Genomic DNA, 15,147 nt, shown 5'->3' with positions numbered 1-15,147 from the left:
GTGTTAACTCCTGAACAGACGAAACTTGTTGAAAAATCCCTTTTTTTCCACCTCAAGGAATCTGTGGCTGAGGTCTTCCCCCAATAATCGCCCTACGGCATCATCATACGCCTGTCCCGCATTACCCTCGGTATCAAGGATCACCGGAGAACCAGAATTTGAGGCCTGCAATACTGCTTTTGATTCTGGAATAACACCAAGCAGCGGGATAGCCAATATCTCTTCGACATCTTCAACGCTCAGCATCTCCCCCTTTTCAACGCGGCTTGGCTCATACCGGGTGAGTAAGAGATGTTCCTGTATTGGCTCCATCCCCTGTTCTGCCCTCTGGGTTTTACTGGACAAGAGACCAAGGATTCGATCTGAATCCCGAACCGAAGAAACCTCTGGGTTGGTAACGACAATGGCCTCATCAGCGAAATACATGGCCATAAAGGCACCTTTTTCAATGCCCGCTGGTGAGTCACAAATAATATAATCAAAACTCTCAGAAAGCTCGCTGATAACCCGCCCCACCCCTTCAATATCAAGTGTATCCTTGTCGCGGGTTTGGGAGGCTGGCAGGATAAACAGGTTATCCACACGCTTATCTTTGATCAGAGACTGGTTGAGATTGGATTCGTTACGGATAACGTTGACAAAGTCATACACCACCCTGCGTTCGCACCCCATGATGAGATCGAGATTACGGAGACCGACATCAAAATCGATAACCACGGTTTTATACCCCCGCATGGCGAGGCCTGTTCCAACTGCAGCGCTGGTCGTTGTTTTACCAACACCACCTTTTCCTGACGTTATTACGATAACTTTTGCCATCGTGTTTCCTCCAAACTGAACGTATCAGTTACTATGTGTAGTTAAATCGTTTCAATTCTCAGATCTTCCTTATCAAGGAATATCTGTACAGCTTTCTTGTGCTTATCCGCAGGTAAATCCTCATTGATAGTATAAAAACCAGCAATAGCCACCAGATCCGCCTGCAGATCCTGGCAGAAAATTCGGGCATTTTCATCGCCCTGTACCCCTGCCAGTGCACGGCCGCGCAGGGTGCCGTATACATGGATATGGCCGTCGGCTAAGATTTCAGCTCCGGTACTCACTGAAGCAAGGACAATGAGGTCCCCTCCCTGGGCATGGATCCTCTGACCTGAACGCACCGGTTGTCGTACCACCTGAGTTGTTGGCGGTAGGGTGGCAGGTACAGGCGCACTTGCAGGTTCAGGCGTGGGGGTGGGCACAGCCACCGACTCTTCTACTGTTGTTTGGGCCCCAACACGCCCAATGGATGGCCATATGGCAATGTTGCGAGCCTTTGCTGTGACTTCAAGAGCCCCATCTCCCCCGGTTATACCCACGGGAGAAAAGGTGCTTTCGCTCAGTAATTTCCAGGCCTTATCAAACCATACAGGGTCAATATCCTCGGAAAAATTCTCGAAATCCAAAAGAATGGGGGCGTTTTGAAAAAAAGCTGGGGCCTTTTCTACCTTTTCCTTAAGTTGGCGATCAATTTCCTCCAGGTCCGCACTATACAATTCAAGCACGGTGAGAGAAACCATCCGTCCTCTGATCGCTGCAACTTCCTCTCTATTACTCTGTTTACTTTCTGAAATGTTTTCCACCTTACAAACGTCTACCCTAAAATTTTCTGACATTCAAAACGCTGTTTTTCAATACTATTTTGCGTAAAGCATTACGTATTACCTTCAATCGATGATTGATTCAAGGAAAATTCACAAGAGGGCTCCCCCCAAAAAACAGTACAGCTGAAAACAGGATCATGGGTACATGGATGTACGATACGAACCCTAAAAAACAGCATTCAGACTATAGAGAAACACCTCTTTTCCATGGAATAAAGTCTTCCTGACCAAGGCGTGTTGCTTTGGCCTCATAGCGTCCACTTGCTGTTTCGATGCACATCTTTAGCAATTCGCAAGCGAGATCATCAATACTCTTTTCACCTGTGATAATAGGCCCGCAATTACAATCGATCATATAGTCCAACCGTTCTGCAAGGGACGAATTGGTTGCCACCTTGAGTACCGGCACAATAGGATTGCCGGTGGGGGTTCCAAGGCCCGTTGAAAATATCACCAGATTTGCCCCGGCCCCAACAAGTGCAGTTGTCGACTCAACATCACTGCCCGGCGTGCAGAGAAGTGTTAAGCCCTTTTTCCTATTACTTTCGGCATAATCAAGGACGTCTACAATGGGCGAGGTCCCGCCTTTTTTAGCTGCACCAGCCGACTTCATTGCATCGGTGATGAGTCCATCACGTATATTTCCTGGAGATGGGTTCAGGTCAAAGTCCGATCCGACCTGCTGCACCCGTTTTCGATAACTACTCACAAGGTGCAGAAATCGATCAGCAATATCTCGAGTCACACAGCGCATCACAAGTTCATTTTCGACACCGCAGAGTTCAGGGAATTCGGATAACATACCGCTTCCACCTGCAGCCACCAGATGATCAATAGTCCTACCGATAACAGGATTTGCAGAGATACCTGAAAAACCATCGGAACCACCACACTCTACCCCCACAATCAATTCTCCTATGGGGATGGGTTCACGGTTCACCCCATCTGCCTTCTGTAACCCTTCCATAGTGTCCTGAATCATCGCCTCAAGCATATCCTGAGGTTCTTTCCAGCTTTGTCGCTCGTAGTAATGCACCTCCTGCAAACCTTCTGGGTCACGCAATGCGACCTGCTCTTTTAAGGTCACAAGTTCCGCCTTCTGACAACCAAGACTTATAACAGAGGCGCCTGCGACATTTGGATGGGTTATGTAGTTTGCAAGAAGTGCGTAAAGGGAGTCAATATCCTCCGGGGTATTTCCACAACCAACACTATGGGTTAGAAAACGCACCCCATCCACATTGGGAAAAAGAGGAGTCTGCTGCTGATCAAAACTATCGATTGCAATTACCGGCGACGTTACATCCTCCCCCGCCTTAACTCTTTCAACCAGGGTTTCAGTGAACTGCTCATACTTGCTACTCTTTTGATAACCAAGTGCCCGGGGCAGCACATCTTTTATAAGATTGAGTTCCTGATTTGAACAAAATACCAGAGGCACAAAAATCCAGAAATTCGCAGTCCCCGCCTTTCCATTTTTACGCCGGTACCCCATAAAGGTGGCCTCAATACCTTCATAAGATGCAGGGGCATCCCAACTAAAATCTTCACCGCTTTCAGAGTACAGACTTGTCGCGTGTTTTAAGTTGGAGGTTGTGATTTTACCGCCTGCAGGTATGAATTCGGTCGCCTCCCCCACTGTCACACCATACATTACTGCCCTGTCACCTGGCTTAAAGTCCACAAGTGCAAACTTCTGTTTTTCAGGAATACTTTCTTGTAGCTGGACCGCTACACCATCGATGGTCAATTGAACTCCCTGTGGGAGAGTCTGTAATGCAACCACCAGCGTGTCAGTTTCATCTATTTTCAGGTATCTTTTCTGTGACATATTGCCCCTTATAATGGTGATGGGTGAAGAGCTCAAAAAAAACGACATCCTCCTAAAATCTGGGGGATGTCGCTTTAGTGCCTTACTCCTGAACTTCTATAAAAAACAAGAAACTCAGGAATTGAATTTGAAATCATAAGTTTAGTTATACCACCAAGGCACTTATCCCGTTCATCGGGGTGAGTTACTGTTAAATTGATACTATTGTTTCTAAAAACAAATTCTATCTTTAATTCCCCTGATAGATGACCTTGGTTGTTGCGGCGTCGAATATATGGAGTTGTTCAAGGTTAAAGGCGACCTGTATTTCCTCCCCTGCTTTTATTATCTTTCGTCCTTCACAACGGGCGACGAAGGTTTCACCATCTATCTCAACATGGAGATGGTTTTCATTACCTAGAGGCTCCACAACCTTTACTACAGCTACTCGAGTCCACTCAGCAGGGAGTGCGCTTTCAACGGTTGTAAGGGTTATTTCTTCAGTACGAATCCCCATAACCACCTCCTGCCCATCTACAAATTGAACACCTTCTTTTGCAGGTACTGGTAGCCTGAGACCACCGGGAAAGACCATGGCCGCCGCTTTGCCTGTATCTTCAATTCTACATTGCAGTAAATTCATGGGAGGAGTACCAATAAAGCCGGCTACAAAGACATTGGCGGGTTTTAAAAAGAGTTCTAAAGGGGTGCCAACCTGTTCGATATAACCATCTTTTAGAACAACAATCCTATCTGCCAGGGTCATCGCCTCAACCTGGTCATGGGTAACATAGACCATGGTGGAATTTACCCGCTGGTGGAGCATTTTGATCTCTGCACGCATCTGAATACGCAACTTTGCATCAAGATTTGAGAGCGGCTCATCAAAAAGAAAGACATCGGGCTTTCTAACCATAGCGCGACCCATGGCCACGCGCTGACGCTGGCCACCGGAGAGTTCATGGGGTTTTCTCTGCAGCAACTCCCCCAGACCTAAAATTTCACCGACACTCTCGACCCGCTCTTGAATTTCCTCTTTTGGGGTTTTTCTCTGCCTGAGACCAAAGGCCATATTCTCATACACATTCATATGGGGGTAGAGGGCGTAATTTTGAAAAACCATGGCAAGCCCACGATCTTTAGGGGCAATATCGTTAATGACCGTATCCCCCATGGAGATTGTCCCATCTGATATTTCCTCTAAGCCCGCGATCATACGAAGTAGTGTCGACTTACCGCAACCAGAGGGTCCAACAAGAACCAGGAATTCCTTGTCTGCAACGTCGAGATCGATTCCATGGACCACTTCAACCTTACCATATCTTTTAATTACATTTCTAAACCGCAGTTCTGTCATTTTAAGGCCACCATTATTGTGGAAATCATTAAATACCCTCTATTTTTGTCACATTCACAGAACATTAAATATGAGAAGAGTACAACAATTTTTTAACAAATATTTACCTTGACTCTCTTTTCATTACTTACTAATTGGTCCTGATAACGTAGTGGTTTTTTAATGCACTTTGGCACCCTTTTTCAAGGGTTAGTTTGTTAAAATTACTTTGGAGGGAAACAGTATGAGATTACATCGATTGGCTGTGATTGCTGTAGTAGGAATCTGTCTGAGTTTTCCAGCAGCTGTTTTTGCAAAGCCTGTGACCATTAACTGGTGGCATGCCATGAGAAGCGCAAGGGGAAAAGTAGTTGATACAATGATTCAAAAATTTAATGAATCACAACCAGACTACGTTGTTGTTGGTACCAACAAGGGGAACTACGACGAGACCATGAATGCCGGTGTTGCAGCATTCAGAGCAAAGCGACAGCCACACATCCTCCAGGTATTTGAGGTTGGAACCCAGACCATGATGCAGTCAGGTGCTATTTACCCTGTCCATAAGCTCATGGCGGATGCCGGATACAAGATAGACTGGTCTAATTACCTGCAGGCAGTGCTTTCTTACTATATGGATGCTGACGGCAACCTGATGTCCATGCCGTTTAACTCATCCACCCCAATTATGTATTATAACGTCAGCATGTTTGAAAAAGCTGGCATCGCTCCTTTGTCAAAGACCGAGGCGATTACCTGGGACGAGCTTGGTGAGATCACCAAAAAACTCGTTGAAAGCGGTATTGCTCCAAACGGTATGGTGACTGCGTGGCAATCCTGGACCCAGGTTGAAAACTACAGTGCCATCCACAACACCCCTTTTGCCAGCAAGGCCAACGGTTATCAAGGTCTTGACACTGAACTGATGATCAATAACCCAATGGTTATAAGCCACATTGAACGCCTTAAAGAATGGGCCGGTGACAAACGTTTTATGTATGGCGGTCAGAAATACCAGGGACCAAAATCGGAATTTATTGCCCAAAATGCTGCTGTGTATATTGATTCTGTAAGTGGTATTGCAAAGCTTAAAAAAGCAGTTAGTGACTTCAAATGGGATGCTGCACCTCTACCCGTTGAAGCATCTATGAAATCCCCGCAAAACAGTATCATTGGCGGAGCTTCTTTATGGGTACTTGAAGGACACAGTAAAGAAGAATATGCCGGCGTTGCTGCTTTCTTGAAGTTTCTTGCAGGCAATGAGATGCAAAGTTACTGGCACAAGGAGACCGGTTATTTCCCAATCACCTTAAATGCCTATGATGCACTGAAAGAAGAAGGATATTTCAAGGAAAACCCACTGCAGGCCGTTGGTATTGATCAGTTAAATCGTGCCAAGCCCACTGAGATTTCCCGTGGTCTTCGTCTTGGCTACTTCGTGCAGATCAGAAATATAATCAACGAAGAACTCGAACTCGTATGGAACGGCAAGAAAACTGCTAAAGAAGCGCTGGATAACGCAGTGAAGCGGAGTAACGTACAACTCCGCACATTTGAAAAAACCTATAAGTAATTTCCGGTACCGTCTCCTTGTTTCCATGCCATACGGCGTAGGAAATATCGTAAAGGTACCTAACCGACTTACACCCCGCTGATCGGGGTGAGGTAAGCTTGAGCCCCTCAGATTATTGAGGGGTTCATAATGAGCCCGGTATTATGATTAAACGATCGACTTTTAAATCTTCATATCTGCCGTACCTGCTAATCCTGCCGCAGATTGTCATCACCTTGACGTTCTTTTACTGGCCGGCAATACAGGGGTTAATCCAGTCATTTCTTCTCAGTGATCCGTTCGGCAGAAGCAGCAAGTTTGTCTGGTTCTATAACTATATAGAACTATTCACCGACCCACTGTATCTCAAATCAGTGCTGATTACGTTTACTTTCAGCATTGCTGTGGCCTCTGTATCCATTAGTCTTGGACTGTTTATAGCCACCATGGCCAATAGGGCCCTCAAGGCAACAGCGCTTGTGCGGACTCTGTTGATATGGCCCTATGCAGTAGCACCTGCTATTTCCGGAATTCTCTGGTTATTTTTGCTCCACCCGTCCTACGGTATTGTTGCTCTTGGCATTAATTCCTGGCTGGGACTCGACTGGAACCCAGTTCTTAAAGGTGGTGATGCCATGATTATGATCACCATAGCAGCTGCCTGGAAACAGATAAGTTATAACTTTGTCTTTTTTATGGCAGGTCTTCAAGCCGTTCCAAAGTCTCTTATTGAAGCGGCTGCCATTGACGGTGCCAGCCCCCTTAAACGATTTTGGGCAATCACCTTCCCCCTGCTCTCTCCGACCTTCTTCTTTTTAACTGTAATGAATATTATTTATTCATTCTTTGAAACATTCGGAGTCATTCACACCGTTACCCAGGGTGGTCCGGGCGGATCCACAAACATCCTCGTGTACAAGGTATATCAGGATGGTTTTGTCGGTCTAAATCTAGGCTCATCTTCTGCACAGTCCGTTGTACTCATGTCCTTGATTGTCATTATCACCGTACTGCAGTTCAGGTACGTCGAGAAGAAAGTTCAATATACTGGTTAGGCACTATGGTCGAAAAAACACCTGTACTCGATTCATTCACATACATATTTCTGATGGTTGGTATCCTTATCGTGGGTTTTCCCATGATATACAGCCTGATTGCTGCAACTCTCCCCCTGGATGAAGTGTCAAGGGTTCCAATGCCGCTGATTCCTGGCGACCAGTTCATGACCAATATGACCGAGGCGTGGACCCGTGGCAATCTTGGAAATCAGATACTCAATTCCTTTATCATGGCCACAGGAATCACCGTGGGCAAGATTACCATATCCATCATAGGCGCCTTCTCCATAGTCTATTTTGACTATAGATTGCGTGTGGTTGCCTTCGCTTCAGTATTTTGCACCCTGATGCTCCCCGTTGAAGTACGTATCATGCCAACCTACGAGGTTGCAGCAAACGTTCTGGGGCCGATGCAGGCGACCTGGGATCTCCTTCATCTTAACAGTGTAGTCTCCTGGTTTACCGGAAACGACTTTGAATTACGTCTTAACTGGTCTCTTCTCGACAGCTATACAGGCCTGATCCTCCCACTTGTGGCCTCCGCTACCTGTACCTTTTTGTTTAGACAGTTTTTCTTAACGGTACCTGAGGAACTCTGCGAAGCTGCAAAGATGGATGGCGCGAGCCCCATGACCTTTTTTATGAAAATCCTGCTCCCCCTGTCCACCACCAATATTGCCGCTCTTATCGTAATTGAGTTTGTCTACGGCTATAATCAATATTTGTGGCCCCTACTCATCACCACAAACCCTGATATGACAACTGCGGTTATCGGCCTGCAGGACCTCATTCCACAGGCGGATGATCTTCCAGAATGGAATGTGGCACTGAGCGGTGCTCTACTGGTTATGCTACCTCCAGTCATGGTGGTACTTTCAATGCAACGCTGGTTTGTGAAAGGATTAATTGAAAAAGAGAAATAGTAAAAAAAGGCGGTATCCTTAATGACTTTTAAGGATACCGCCTCATTGTACTCTATTGACGACAAGCTCATTTGCAGATCTATCCTGCCAGCACCTTTTGCAGACTTTCACTTAACCGCTCAACTGAGTAAGGTTTTACAATAAAATCAGAAATACCAAGTCCATGGGCTTCTTCTATTGATGCGGTCTGGGAATAACCACTGGCAATAATGGCTTTTTGTTCTGCCTTAAACTCTGTAATCTTTTTATAGGTTTCGATACCGCTTAATCCCGGTTCCATCAACATATCGAGAATTATCAAATCAACATCATTGCCCTTTAGGAATTCCACAGCCTCCTCTCCACTAGGTAGAGTTACAACCCGGTACTCCAGATGCCGCAGGATATCCGCCGCTATCAGACGTTGTTCCTTAGAGTCATCAACTACCAGAATAATTTCTCCAACGCCAGTACTTGGCTCGGTGACCTGTTTTCTTATCTGCTTTTTGGGTTCCGGCACCGAAGGGAAAAGTAGCGTAAAGGTTGTACCAATGCCGGGACTACTTGTAAGCATGATTGTCCCTTCATGATCCTCAACAGTACCCCAGACTACCGACATCCCAAGCCCCGTTCCACTTTTTCCCATCACCTTATGGGAGAAAAAAGGTTCATAAATCCTATCGAGACTATCAGCATCAATACCAACACCAGTATCGCGTACGGTAACCTGGATATATTCTCCAGCTCTCCATTTTACAAAATTAACGGGCTGTGTATCTAAAATGACTTTTTCAAGTTCAATATCGACTTCACCCCGGCTTCGAATAGCCTCCATCGCATTTGACACAAGATTCATAACAGTCTTGGAGATGTGAACCGGAGATCCTTTGATATAAAATGTATCCTCTTTCATTGCAAAATTTACAGAGACATTGGGATGCTCGTTTTGCAATTCCCTAAACTCAAGACTTCGGAGATACTGATCAATGAGCTCTTGAAATTCAAAGACTTCCTCTACCTTCACGCCTCTTCTGGCAAGAGTAAGTAAGTCCTGAACGATAGCCGCCGCCCGTCGCCCGGAATCACGAATCGTCTCAAGGGGTTCAATAAAATTAGAGTCGGGGGGCAGTTGCATCAGTAAAAGATCCGGATAGGTCACGACCCCTGAAAGTATATTATTCAGATCATGGGCAACGCCTCCGGCAAGTGTACCAATTGCCTCCATTTTTTCAGCATGAACAAGTTTTTTCTGCATCTCTTGTCGTTCTTCAATTTCATGCTTGAGCTGGCTATTGGCGACTTCCAGCTCCTCTGTTCTGAGACTCACCAGATTCTGTAAATCATTCCTATAGGCAGCGAGTTCATCATCACGCTTTGCAATACCCTCCAGCATACTGTTAAACCCGTCCACGAGAACACCAATCTCATCGTCATATCTCTTGGCTGCATTCACATCATAACGGCCTGTTGTAGAGACATGCTGCATGGTCTCAGCGAGCTGTATGACCGGATCAAGGATGGCCTGATTCAATTTCAGACACGCAGCTGTTGCAATTGCCAAAAGAACCATACTGAAAACTGTCATGGAAATGACAAAGTAGTATAACTGGGTGTTGAGGGTAGTGAGATCAATCCGTAAGACGATACGTCCAATGACCTTACCTTCGAGCCTAATACTCTTCTGGGTCGTGAACCATGGGGCATTAAATCCAATTGCAGGTTTTAATTCGCTGGGAGTGTATTCTTTGGCAAACCATAGAGAACTATCATTACTCCAGTAACCTTTGTGAACAAACCTGGCAAACAGAGATTCGTCACTGCTGTAGAGTGCCACCTCCAGAACATCAGATTCTGCCTTTAATGCTGATAATATTTCCTGTGCAGTGACCTTATCACTAAAAGATAGAGCTGCTGTGGAATTTTCCCCAATTATTTCAGCTAAAATCATACTATGGTTTTGTGATTTTGCCCGATAACTGAATACTTTTTCTATGGTGACCCCTGTAAGCATTACAGCAATCAACAGTCCGGATGTCACCAGGACGATAAGTGACAGTTTATTTTTAACGGGCCAGTTCCCATATTTCTTTAAGCGCACCATGGCCTATTCCACAACCCGTGCAAGACGAAGCAACTTTGCACTCATACTGAGCCCGGCCTCCTGCACAGCCTTATAGTTTACTTCGATCTGAATTTTTTTGTTTTGACGAATGAGACTAACCATGCCGCCACTGCGAGTAAAATCCTTTTGATCGGAAACAGTCAAAATCGGTAAACCGTCCACCTTTACCAGAATCTCATCCCATCTTTCACCCGTAGCACCAGAAACAAATATAATCCGACAACGATCTGTTATATCGGAGATATTAGTAATTTCTTCCACAACAAAGTGCCTACCGTCCTTAGTTTCTGTCTCCACTGTTTTACTCAACGTCGATCTAAAACGCCTATCACCAAAGACGCCGATCTCAAAACCTGAAGCACTTTCAGCAGACCCTTCGGGCCAAGTGACAAAATGTGTAAGATTATAGAGAAACACCGCTTTAATCTGCTCTTCATTTACATCCTGAGCGAATGCATAATGAGCCGGGAAAAAGACGCAAAAAAGCAGTGTCAGGAACATAAGAAACCTACGTCTGACCAGATTAAACCAATATGTAGAGGGAACAACTTGCATTACTAAGCCTTATACCTTGAGCCGTTAAAACCAGCAAGTTGCTTTCATCCAATAGGTCCGCGGTACTTCAGAAGCGACAATATTAGATTGACTGTTAAAGAATTCCTGATGACTTGAACCAAAAAGGTTCTCAGCTCCTATGGTAAGACCTAAATTATCCAGCGCCTGCCAACTCAACAGTGTGTCGAACCGCAGGTATGAGTCTATCTCTCCCTTTCCAAGAGAACTCACATAGTATAGTTCAGAGTTAAGGGATAGACTGGGGAACAAATCCCAATAGTTCCTCAATTGAAACTGGTGAGTTGGAGCATACTCCTCACTTGCAAAAGATTGACCAGCACGAGCAGAGTTCGAGCTGTGCGTAAGCTCAAGTTCTATGTAAGAATATGAACCGATAAACTTCACGCTGTCGATCGGTTGCCATGTACTTTGAATTTCGATCCCGTATGATTCACCTTCAGCCTTATTGTCAAATTCTGAAGGCATTACATAAACCGGTATACCATCTAAATCGACATATGGTGACATTTGAGGTTCGATGGTTCGAATCTCATCGTAATCATTATAGAATGTAGCTACATCAAATGAAAGTGAGCGTTGAGGTTGCCAGCGATAGCCTAGTTCATATGCAATCAGGGTTTCTGACTCAAAATCATCACTCCCCTCAAGGCGCAGGACGGCGAGGTTGCCCTTGCCATCTGTCGTTGTACCTAAATTGACTTCAACATCTGATTCAGCCCGGGATGGAGTACGAACCGCCCGCGATACTGCAGCCCAGATCAGCTGCTTTGGATCCGGCTGCAGTCGAAACCGAATGCTTGGCTGGACTTCAAAACCTGTATAATCATTATGCTCCAGCTTTGTACCCAATGTGACCCATGCAAAGTCCGTTACTACATTTATATCGTCTTGAATAAAGGTACTCCACAGCTCATCTGTTCTACTTTCTGGTGAAAAATCTGTGGTTACAGAACCCTCAAGCTCATCCTGGGTCCAACGATACCCAGCCCCCCAAACGACATCATGATCGTCAAAGAGCTGAAGCTGGTTTTTAAAATCAAAATCGAGGGTATCTCTTTTTTCTGTAGCTACAATACTATCCCGGTCTGAGCGGTCATAGTAAATTTGTACAGTGGTGTTGGCCGTCTCAGAAATGCGATGTTCCCATGAACCGAGCAGATGTCCCCCTGAATATGTCTCGGTAGCTTCAGTAATACGAACAAAAGGGGATGAGAGATAACCGGTAAGAACAACCTCCGCATCAGCCTCACCGTCAAACACTTCACCTTGAAAAGAAAAAGTATCATCACCAGACTGCTGCTTATCCAAACGAAATCCTGTCCGAAGAGAACTGGACGCATCATTGGCATCATCTGTCGTCAAGCCGTCAAAATGCGATCTTTCATAGCCTTTGGCATAAATACGATAATCTGTTTTCTCCCCTATCGCTCCACCATAGCGAACAGAGATATCCGGCTGATCAAAGTTTCCAACCGTCGCTGAGACCATCCCACCATGGGTCTCAGAACTATCTTTGGTGATGATATTAATAACCCCGTTTACCGCATTTGCCCCCCATACAGTTGCGCCAGGCCCTTTAATAACTTCTATTCGATCAATATCCTGCATTACCATATCAAGAGAATTCCAATACACACCTGAATACAGAGGTGTATACATCGATCGTCCATCTACCAGAACCAGCAGTTTTGTTTCAAAATATTCGTTAAAACCCCGCGCGCCAATGGCGTAGCGGGAGGCGTCAATGTTTGAGACATCAAGTCCTGGAACCATCCGAAGTGCTTCTGGAATGCTGCGAGCCCCTGAACGCTCAATATCTTCCTGGGTAATAACTGTGACTGCGGCAGCAGCCGTAAACAAAGATTCTGTTTTTTTGGAAACAGATGTGATCTCTGCCTGGAGTAAATCTTCAATAGAAAGGCTCTTCAAATATTGAATAGCATCCCCGTCGTTGCCAGTTGCAGCCGCGTTTGCCGGCATCACAACAAGTTGACTGACTAGAGACAAAGCAGCTACAGCACCAAAAGACATTAAATAATGAACAGATTTGTATCGCATATGAATTATTTCGTAGAGATAACAGCTTAAATGAAGAAAAGTCCGCCAAATATAGTATTATAACAAAAAATAGCAAATGGTTTCTAAAAAACTACCAAATTACGGTAAACTAAAGAAAACTCTAAACCTGACAAATTAACACCATTATCGTATCAGACTTACTACACACCTATCCCACACCCAATAGGGATCGAGACGCGACAAACAAACCCGTACATTTCGACACGCTCTATCTACCTTTTGCTATTTATTTGTTGACCTATCTTCTCAAAAAATAAGTCTTCAGGTCAAATGTATTCGTTACTCAAGAGTTTTTATGCCTCTGTACACTTTTTAAGTATCCTGATTTGTAAGGGAGCTCACCCACCTTACTTGAAACAACGATCGCCTATACGTTTTTGTGAATTACAGGTAGCTATACAACATTAATGTAAGGGGTTTTGAAGGGAATTTTTACACCTTCTCCCAATACGCCTGCGAGGATAATCCTCCGCTCAGGACATTTGCCGTGAGATATCAAATGCTTTGCAGAGCCATCTTCCCCCCCTGGGGAGTCTGGCATCTTTCTTGATATGAATCTCCAGCCCCTAATGCCAAAGACGCGTTACTGTTGTTATTGACATTACTTACTGAGCCTTTTGCAAAAATAGTATTTTCGTTCAAGATTGAGGCATCTGAAAAATTTTACCACAGGCATATCTATAATATTCCGAGGATAAAATTTTTAAACAAAACGAAAAGATTGGGATAAAAGACACTTTTGCAAGCGGCTCTTACTATCAAACATTGTTTTATGGGGTTTATTCAATGTATGTTGCAGCAGATCGAATAGAGCAAATATGTATTATATTAATCTCAATAATTGAGGAGAGGAATCATGAGAAAACCGTTTTCATTAATCTGTTTCACCCTGCTTGTGGCCCTGTTTTGCCTGCCTGGCACCATTTTGGCTGCCAAAATCAAAGTAGCTGGCATTTACACCCAGCCAATCCAGCAAAAATGGGATGCCTGCCTGCATAAAGCACTGCAGTCTCTTTCTGAACAAGGTGAGATTGAGTACGTTTTTTCCGAAAAAGTATCCAATACTGACTACATACGTGTTCTTCGTGAATATGCAGAATCTGGAGTCGCTCTCATTGTAGGCGAAGCATTTGGTATATCCCGGGATGTCCATAAGGTTGCAGACGATTACCCGGAAGTCGCACTACTTATGGGAGACTCTTTTGGCCCCTATGGCAAAAATATGTCAGTATTTGATAATTACATCCATGAGCCCTGCTACCTCATGGGCATGATTGCCGGCACCCAAACCAAAACCAATAAAATTGGCATGGTCGGCGGTTACCCAATTGGAGAAGTTAACCGTCTCTTCAATGCGTTTATGGCTGGTGCACAAACTGTGAATCCAGCAGTTCAATTCAAGGTATCTTTTATTGGCTCATGGTATGATCCTCCAAAGGCAAAAGAATTTGCTTACGCTCAGGTTGAAGCGGGAGTAGACGTTTTATATGCCGAACGTGCCGGTGTTGTTGATGCTGCACGCGAGAAAGGTATTGTCGCCTTTGGTAACGTTAATGATATGAATAAAGAAGAAAACGGAACCAATGTTGTGGTTGCTTCTGCTCTGTGGCATATGGAACCAGCCATTAGCCATGCCATAGAAATGGTCAAAGCCGGAACCTTCGCAGCTGAAGATTACAAGGAATGGACTATGATGGGAAAAGGTGGAGCATCTCTCTCCCCATACTATGAGTTTGACGATAAACTGACTGCAGACATAAAGGAAAAGGTTGCTGCAACTGCAGCTTCAATCAAAGACGGTTCTTTCGTTGTAGAAATTAATGATACAGAGCCTAAATCTACCTTCTAACCCCGGTAAACCGGATAAGTACCTTGTAAATTACTCTAAACACTGAATGTACCTCAACTCAGTTTCTCGGAGTCTACGCTACCTGTTTTTTATGACAGGTTTTCCCGAGTAAGGTACTAACACCCCACAAGGGGGTATAAGTGCCTCGAAGGTCTCACTACGTTCGCTATCTGGTGGTAGGACTGAACTTAGGATTTCAAAAACAATTCCTGAGTTTCTT

Annotated in this window: 11 protein-coding genes; 4 read left to right on the top strand and 7 right to left on the bottom strand. The window is 44.8% G+C overall.

Translation table 11 applies throughout. The annotated features are described in order from the left end of the window. Positions 1-3: 3 nt before the first annotated feature. From minD to ACX6CI_RS01530, 4 genes are all read right to left on the bottom strand, one after another. Complete coding sequence (minD, locus tag ACX6CI_RS01545) at positions 4-819, bottom strand: septum site-determining protein MinD (RefSeq protein WP_458776421.1); 816 nt, start codon at positions 817-819, stop codon at positions 4-6. Between the two features lie 41 nt (positions 820-860). Continuing rightward, complete coding sequence (gene minC / locus ACX6CI_RS01540) at positions 861-1,655, bottom strand: septum site-determining protein MinC (RefSeq protein WP_458776420.1); 795 nt, start codon at positions 1,653-1,655, stop codon at positions 861-863. A 172-nt stretch (positions 1,656-1,827) separates the two neighbouring features. Then, entirely contained in the window at positions 1,828-3,474 is a 1,647-nt protein-coding gene (locus ACX6CI_RS01535; RefSeq protein ID WP_458776419.1) for a UxaA family hydrolase, read from the bottom strand. Positions 3,475-3,703: 229 nt separating this feature from the next. Beyond that, positions 3,704-4,810 carry an ABC transporter ATP-binding protein gene (locus tag ACX6CI_RS01530; protein ID WP_458776418.1) on the bottom strand — a complete coding sequence of 369 codons (1,107 nt, stop codon included), beginning with the start codon at positions 4,808-4,810 and terminating at the stop codon, positions 3,704-3,706. 223 nt (positions 4,811-5,033) lie between these two features. On the opposite strand from ACX6CI_RS01530, the gene ugpB reads away from it, so the two are divergent. The 3 genes from ugpB to ACX6CI_RS01515 all read left to right on the top strand — a co-directional run bounded on the left by ugpB (position 5,034) and on the right by ACX6CI_RS01515 (position 8,322). Continuing rightward, positions 5,034-6,362, top strand: coding sequence for a sn-glycerol-3-phosphate ABC transporter substrate-binding protein UgpB (gene ugpB, locus ACX6CI_RS01525; RefSeq protein ID WP_458776417.1), 1,329 nt, complete (start codon positions 5,034-5,036; stop codon positions 6,360-6,362). A gap of 143 nt (positions 6,363-6,505) precedes the next feature. Then, on the top strand, positions 6,506-7,396 hold the full coding sequence (gene ugpA / locus ACX6CI_RS01520; RefSeq protein ID WP_458776416.1) for a sn-glycerol-3-phosphate ABC transporter permease UgpA: 891 nt from the start codon (positions 6,506-6,508) through the stop codon (positions 7,394-7,396). 5 nt (positions 7,397-7,401) lie between these two features. Beyond that, positions 7,402-8,322 carry an ABC transporter permease subunit gene (locus tag ACX6CI_RS01515; RefSeq protein WP_458776415.1) on the top strand — a complete coding sequence of 307 codons (921 nt, stop codon included), beginning with the start codon at positions 7,402-7,404 and terminating at the stop codon, positions 8,320-8,322. A 79-nt stretch (positions 8,323-8,401) separates the two neighbouring features. Here the strand turns inward: ACX6CI_RS01515 and ACX6CI_RS01510 are convergent, their stop codons facing one another. The 3 genes from ACX6CI_RS01510 to ACX6CI_RS01500 form a co-directional block, all read right to left on the bottom strand. Continuing rightward, complete coding sequence (locus tag ACX6CI_RS01510) at positions 8,402-10,402, bottom strand: response regulator (RefSeq protein ID WP_458776414.1); 2,001 nt, start codon at positions 10,400-10,402, stop codon at positions 8,402-8,404. A gap of 3 nt (positions 10,403-10,405) precedes the next feature. Next, on the bottom strand, positions 10,406-10,924 hold the full coding sequence (locus ACX6CI_RS01505; RefSeq protein ID WP_458776413.1) for a YfiR family protein: 519 nt from the start codon (positions 10,922-10,924) through the stop codon (positions 10,406-10,408). Positions 10,925-11,002: 78 nt separating this feature from the next. Then, positions 11,003-13,057, bottom strand: coding sequence for a TonB-dependent receptor plug domain-containing protein (locus ACX6CI_RS01500; protein ID WP_458776412.1), 2,055 nt, complete (start codon positions 13,055-13,057; stop codon positions 11,003-11,005). 877 nt (positions 13,058-13,934) lie between these two features. Here ACX6CI_RS01500 and ACX6CI_RS01495 point away from each other — a divergent pair. Then, complete coding sequence (locus ACX6CI_RS01495) at positions 13,935-14,927, top strand: BMP family protein (protein WP_458776411.1); 993 nt, start codon at positions 13,935-13,937, stop codon at positions 14,925-14,927. Positions 14,928-15,147: the final 220 nt, after the last annotated feature.

The organism is Desulforhopalus glucosivorans (assembly GCF_054397165.1).
The sequence above is the reverse complement of the archived record's forward strand: the minus strand, read 5'-3'. Positions and strand labels throughout refer to the sequence as shown.

Bases quoted from the DNA above. Each gene is read 5' to 3' on its own strand.
- minD (WP_458776421.1), bottom strand. From the start codon at position 819: ATGGCAAAAGTTATCGTAATAACGTCAGGAAAAGGTGGTGTTGGTAAA.
- minC (WP_458776420.1), bottom strand. From the start codon at position 1,655: ATGTCAGAAAATTTTAGGGTAGACGTTTGTAAGGTGGAAAACATTTCA.
- ACX6CI_RS01535 (WP_458776419.1), bottom strand. From the start codon at position 3,474: ATGTCACAGAAAAGATACCTGAAAATAGATGAAACTGACACGCTGGTG.
- ACX6CI_RS01530 (WP_458776418.1), bottom strand. From the start codon at position 4,810: ATGACAGAACTGCGGTTTAGAAATGTAATTAAAAGATATGGTAAGGTT.
- ugpB (WP_458776417.1), top strand. From the start codon at position 5,034: ATGAGATTACATCGATTGGCTGTGATTGCTGTAGTAGGAATCTGTCTG.
- ugpA (WP_458776416.1), top strand. From the start codon at position 6,506: ATGATTAAACGATCGACTTTTAAATCTTCATATCTGCCGTACCTGCTA.
- ACX6CI_RS01515 (WP_458776415.1), top strand. From the start codon at position 7,402: ATGGTCGAAAAAACACCTGTACTCGATTCATTCACATACATATTTCTG.
- ACX6CI_RS01510 (WP_458776414.1), bottom strand. From the start codon at position 10,402: ATGGTGCGCTTAAAGAAATATGGGAACTGGCCCGTTAAAAATAAACTG.
- ACX6CI_RS01505 (WP_458776413.1), bottom strand. From the start codon at position 10,924: ATGTTCCTGACACTGCTTTTTTGCGTCTTTTTCCCGGCTCATTATGCA.
- ACX6CI_RS01500 (WP_458776412.1), bottom strand. From the start codon at position 13,057: ATGCGATACAAATCTGTTCATTATTTAATGTCTTTTGGTGCTGTAGCT.
- ACX6CI_RS01495 (WP_458776411.1), top strand. From the start codon at position 13,935: ATGAGAAAACCGTTTTCATTAATCTGTTTCACCCTGCTTGTGGCCCTG.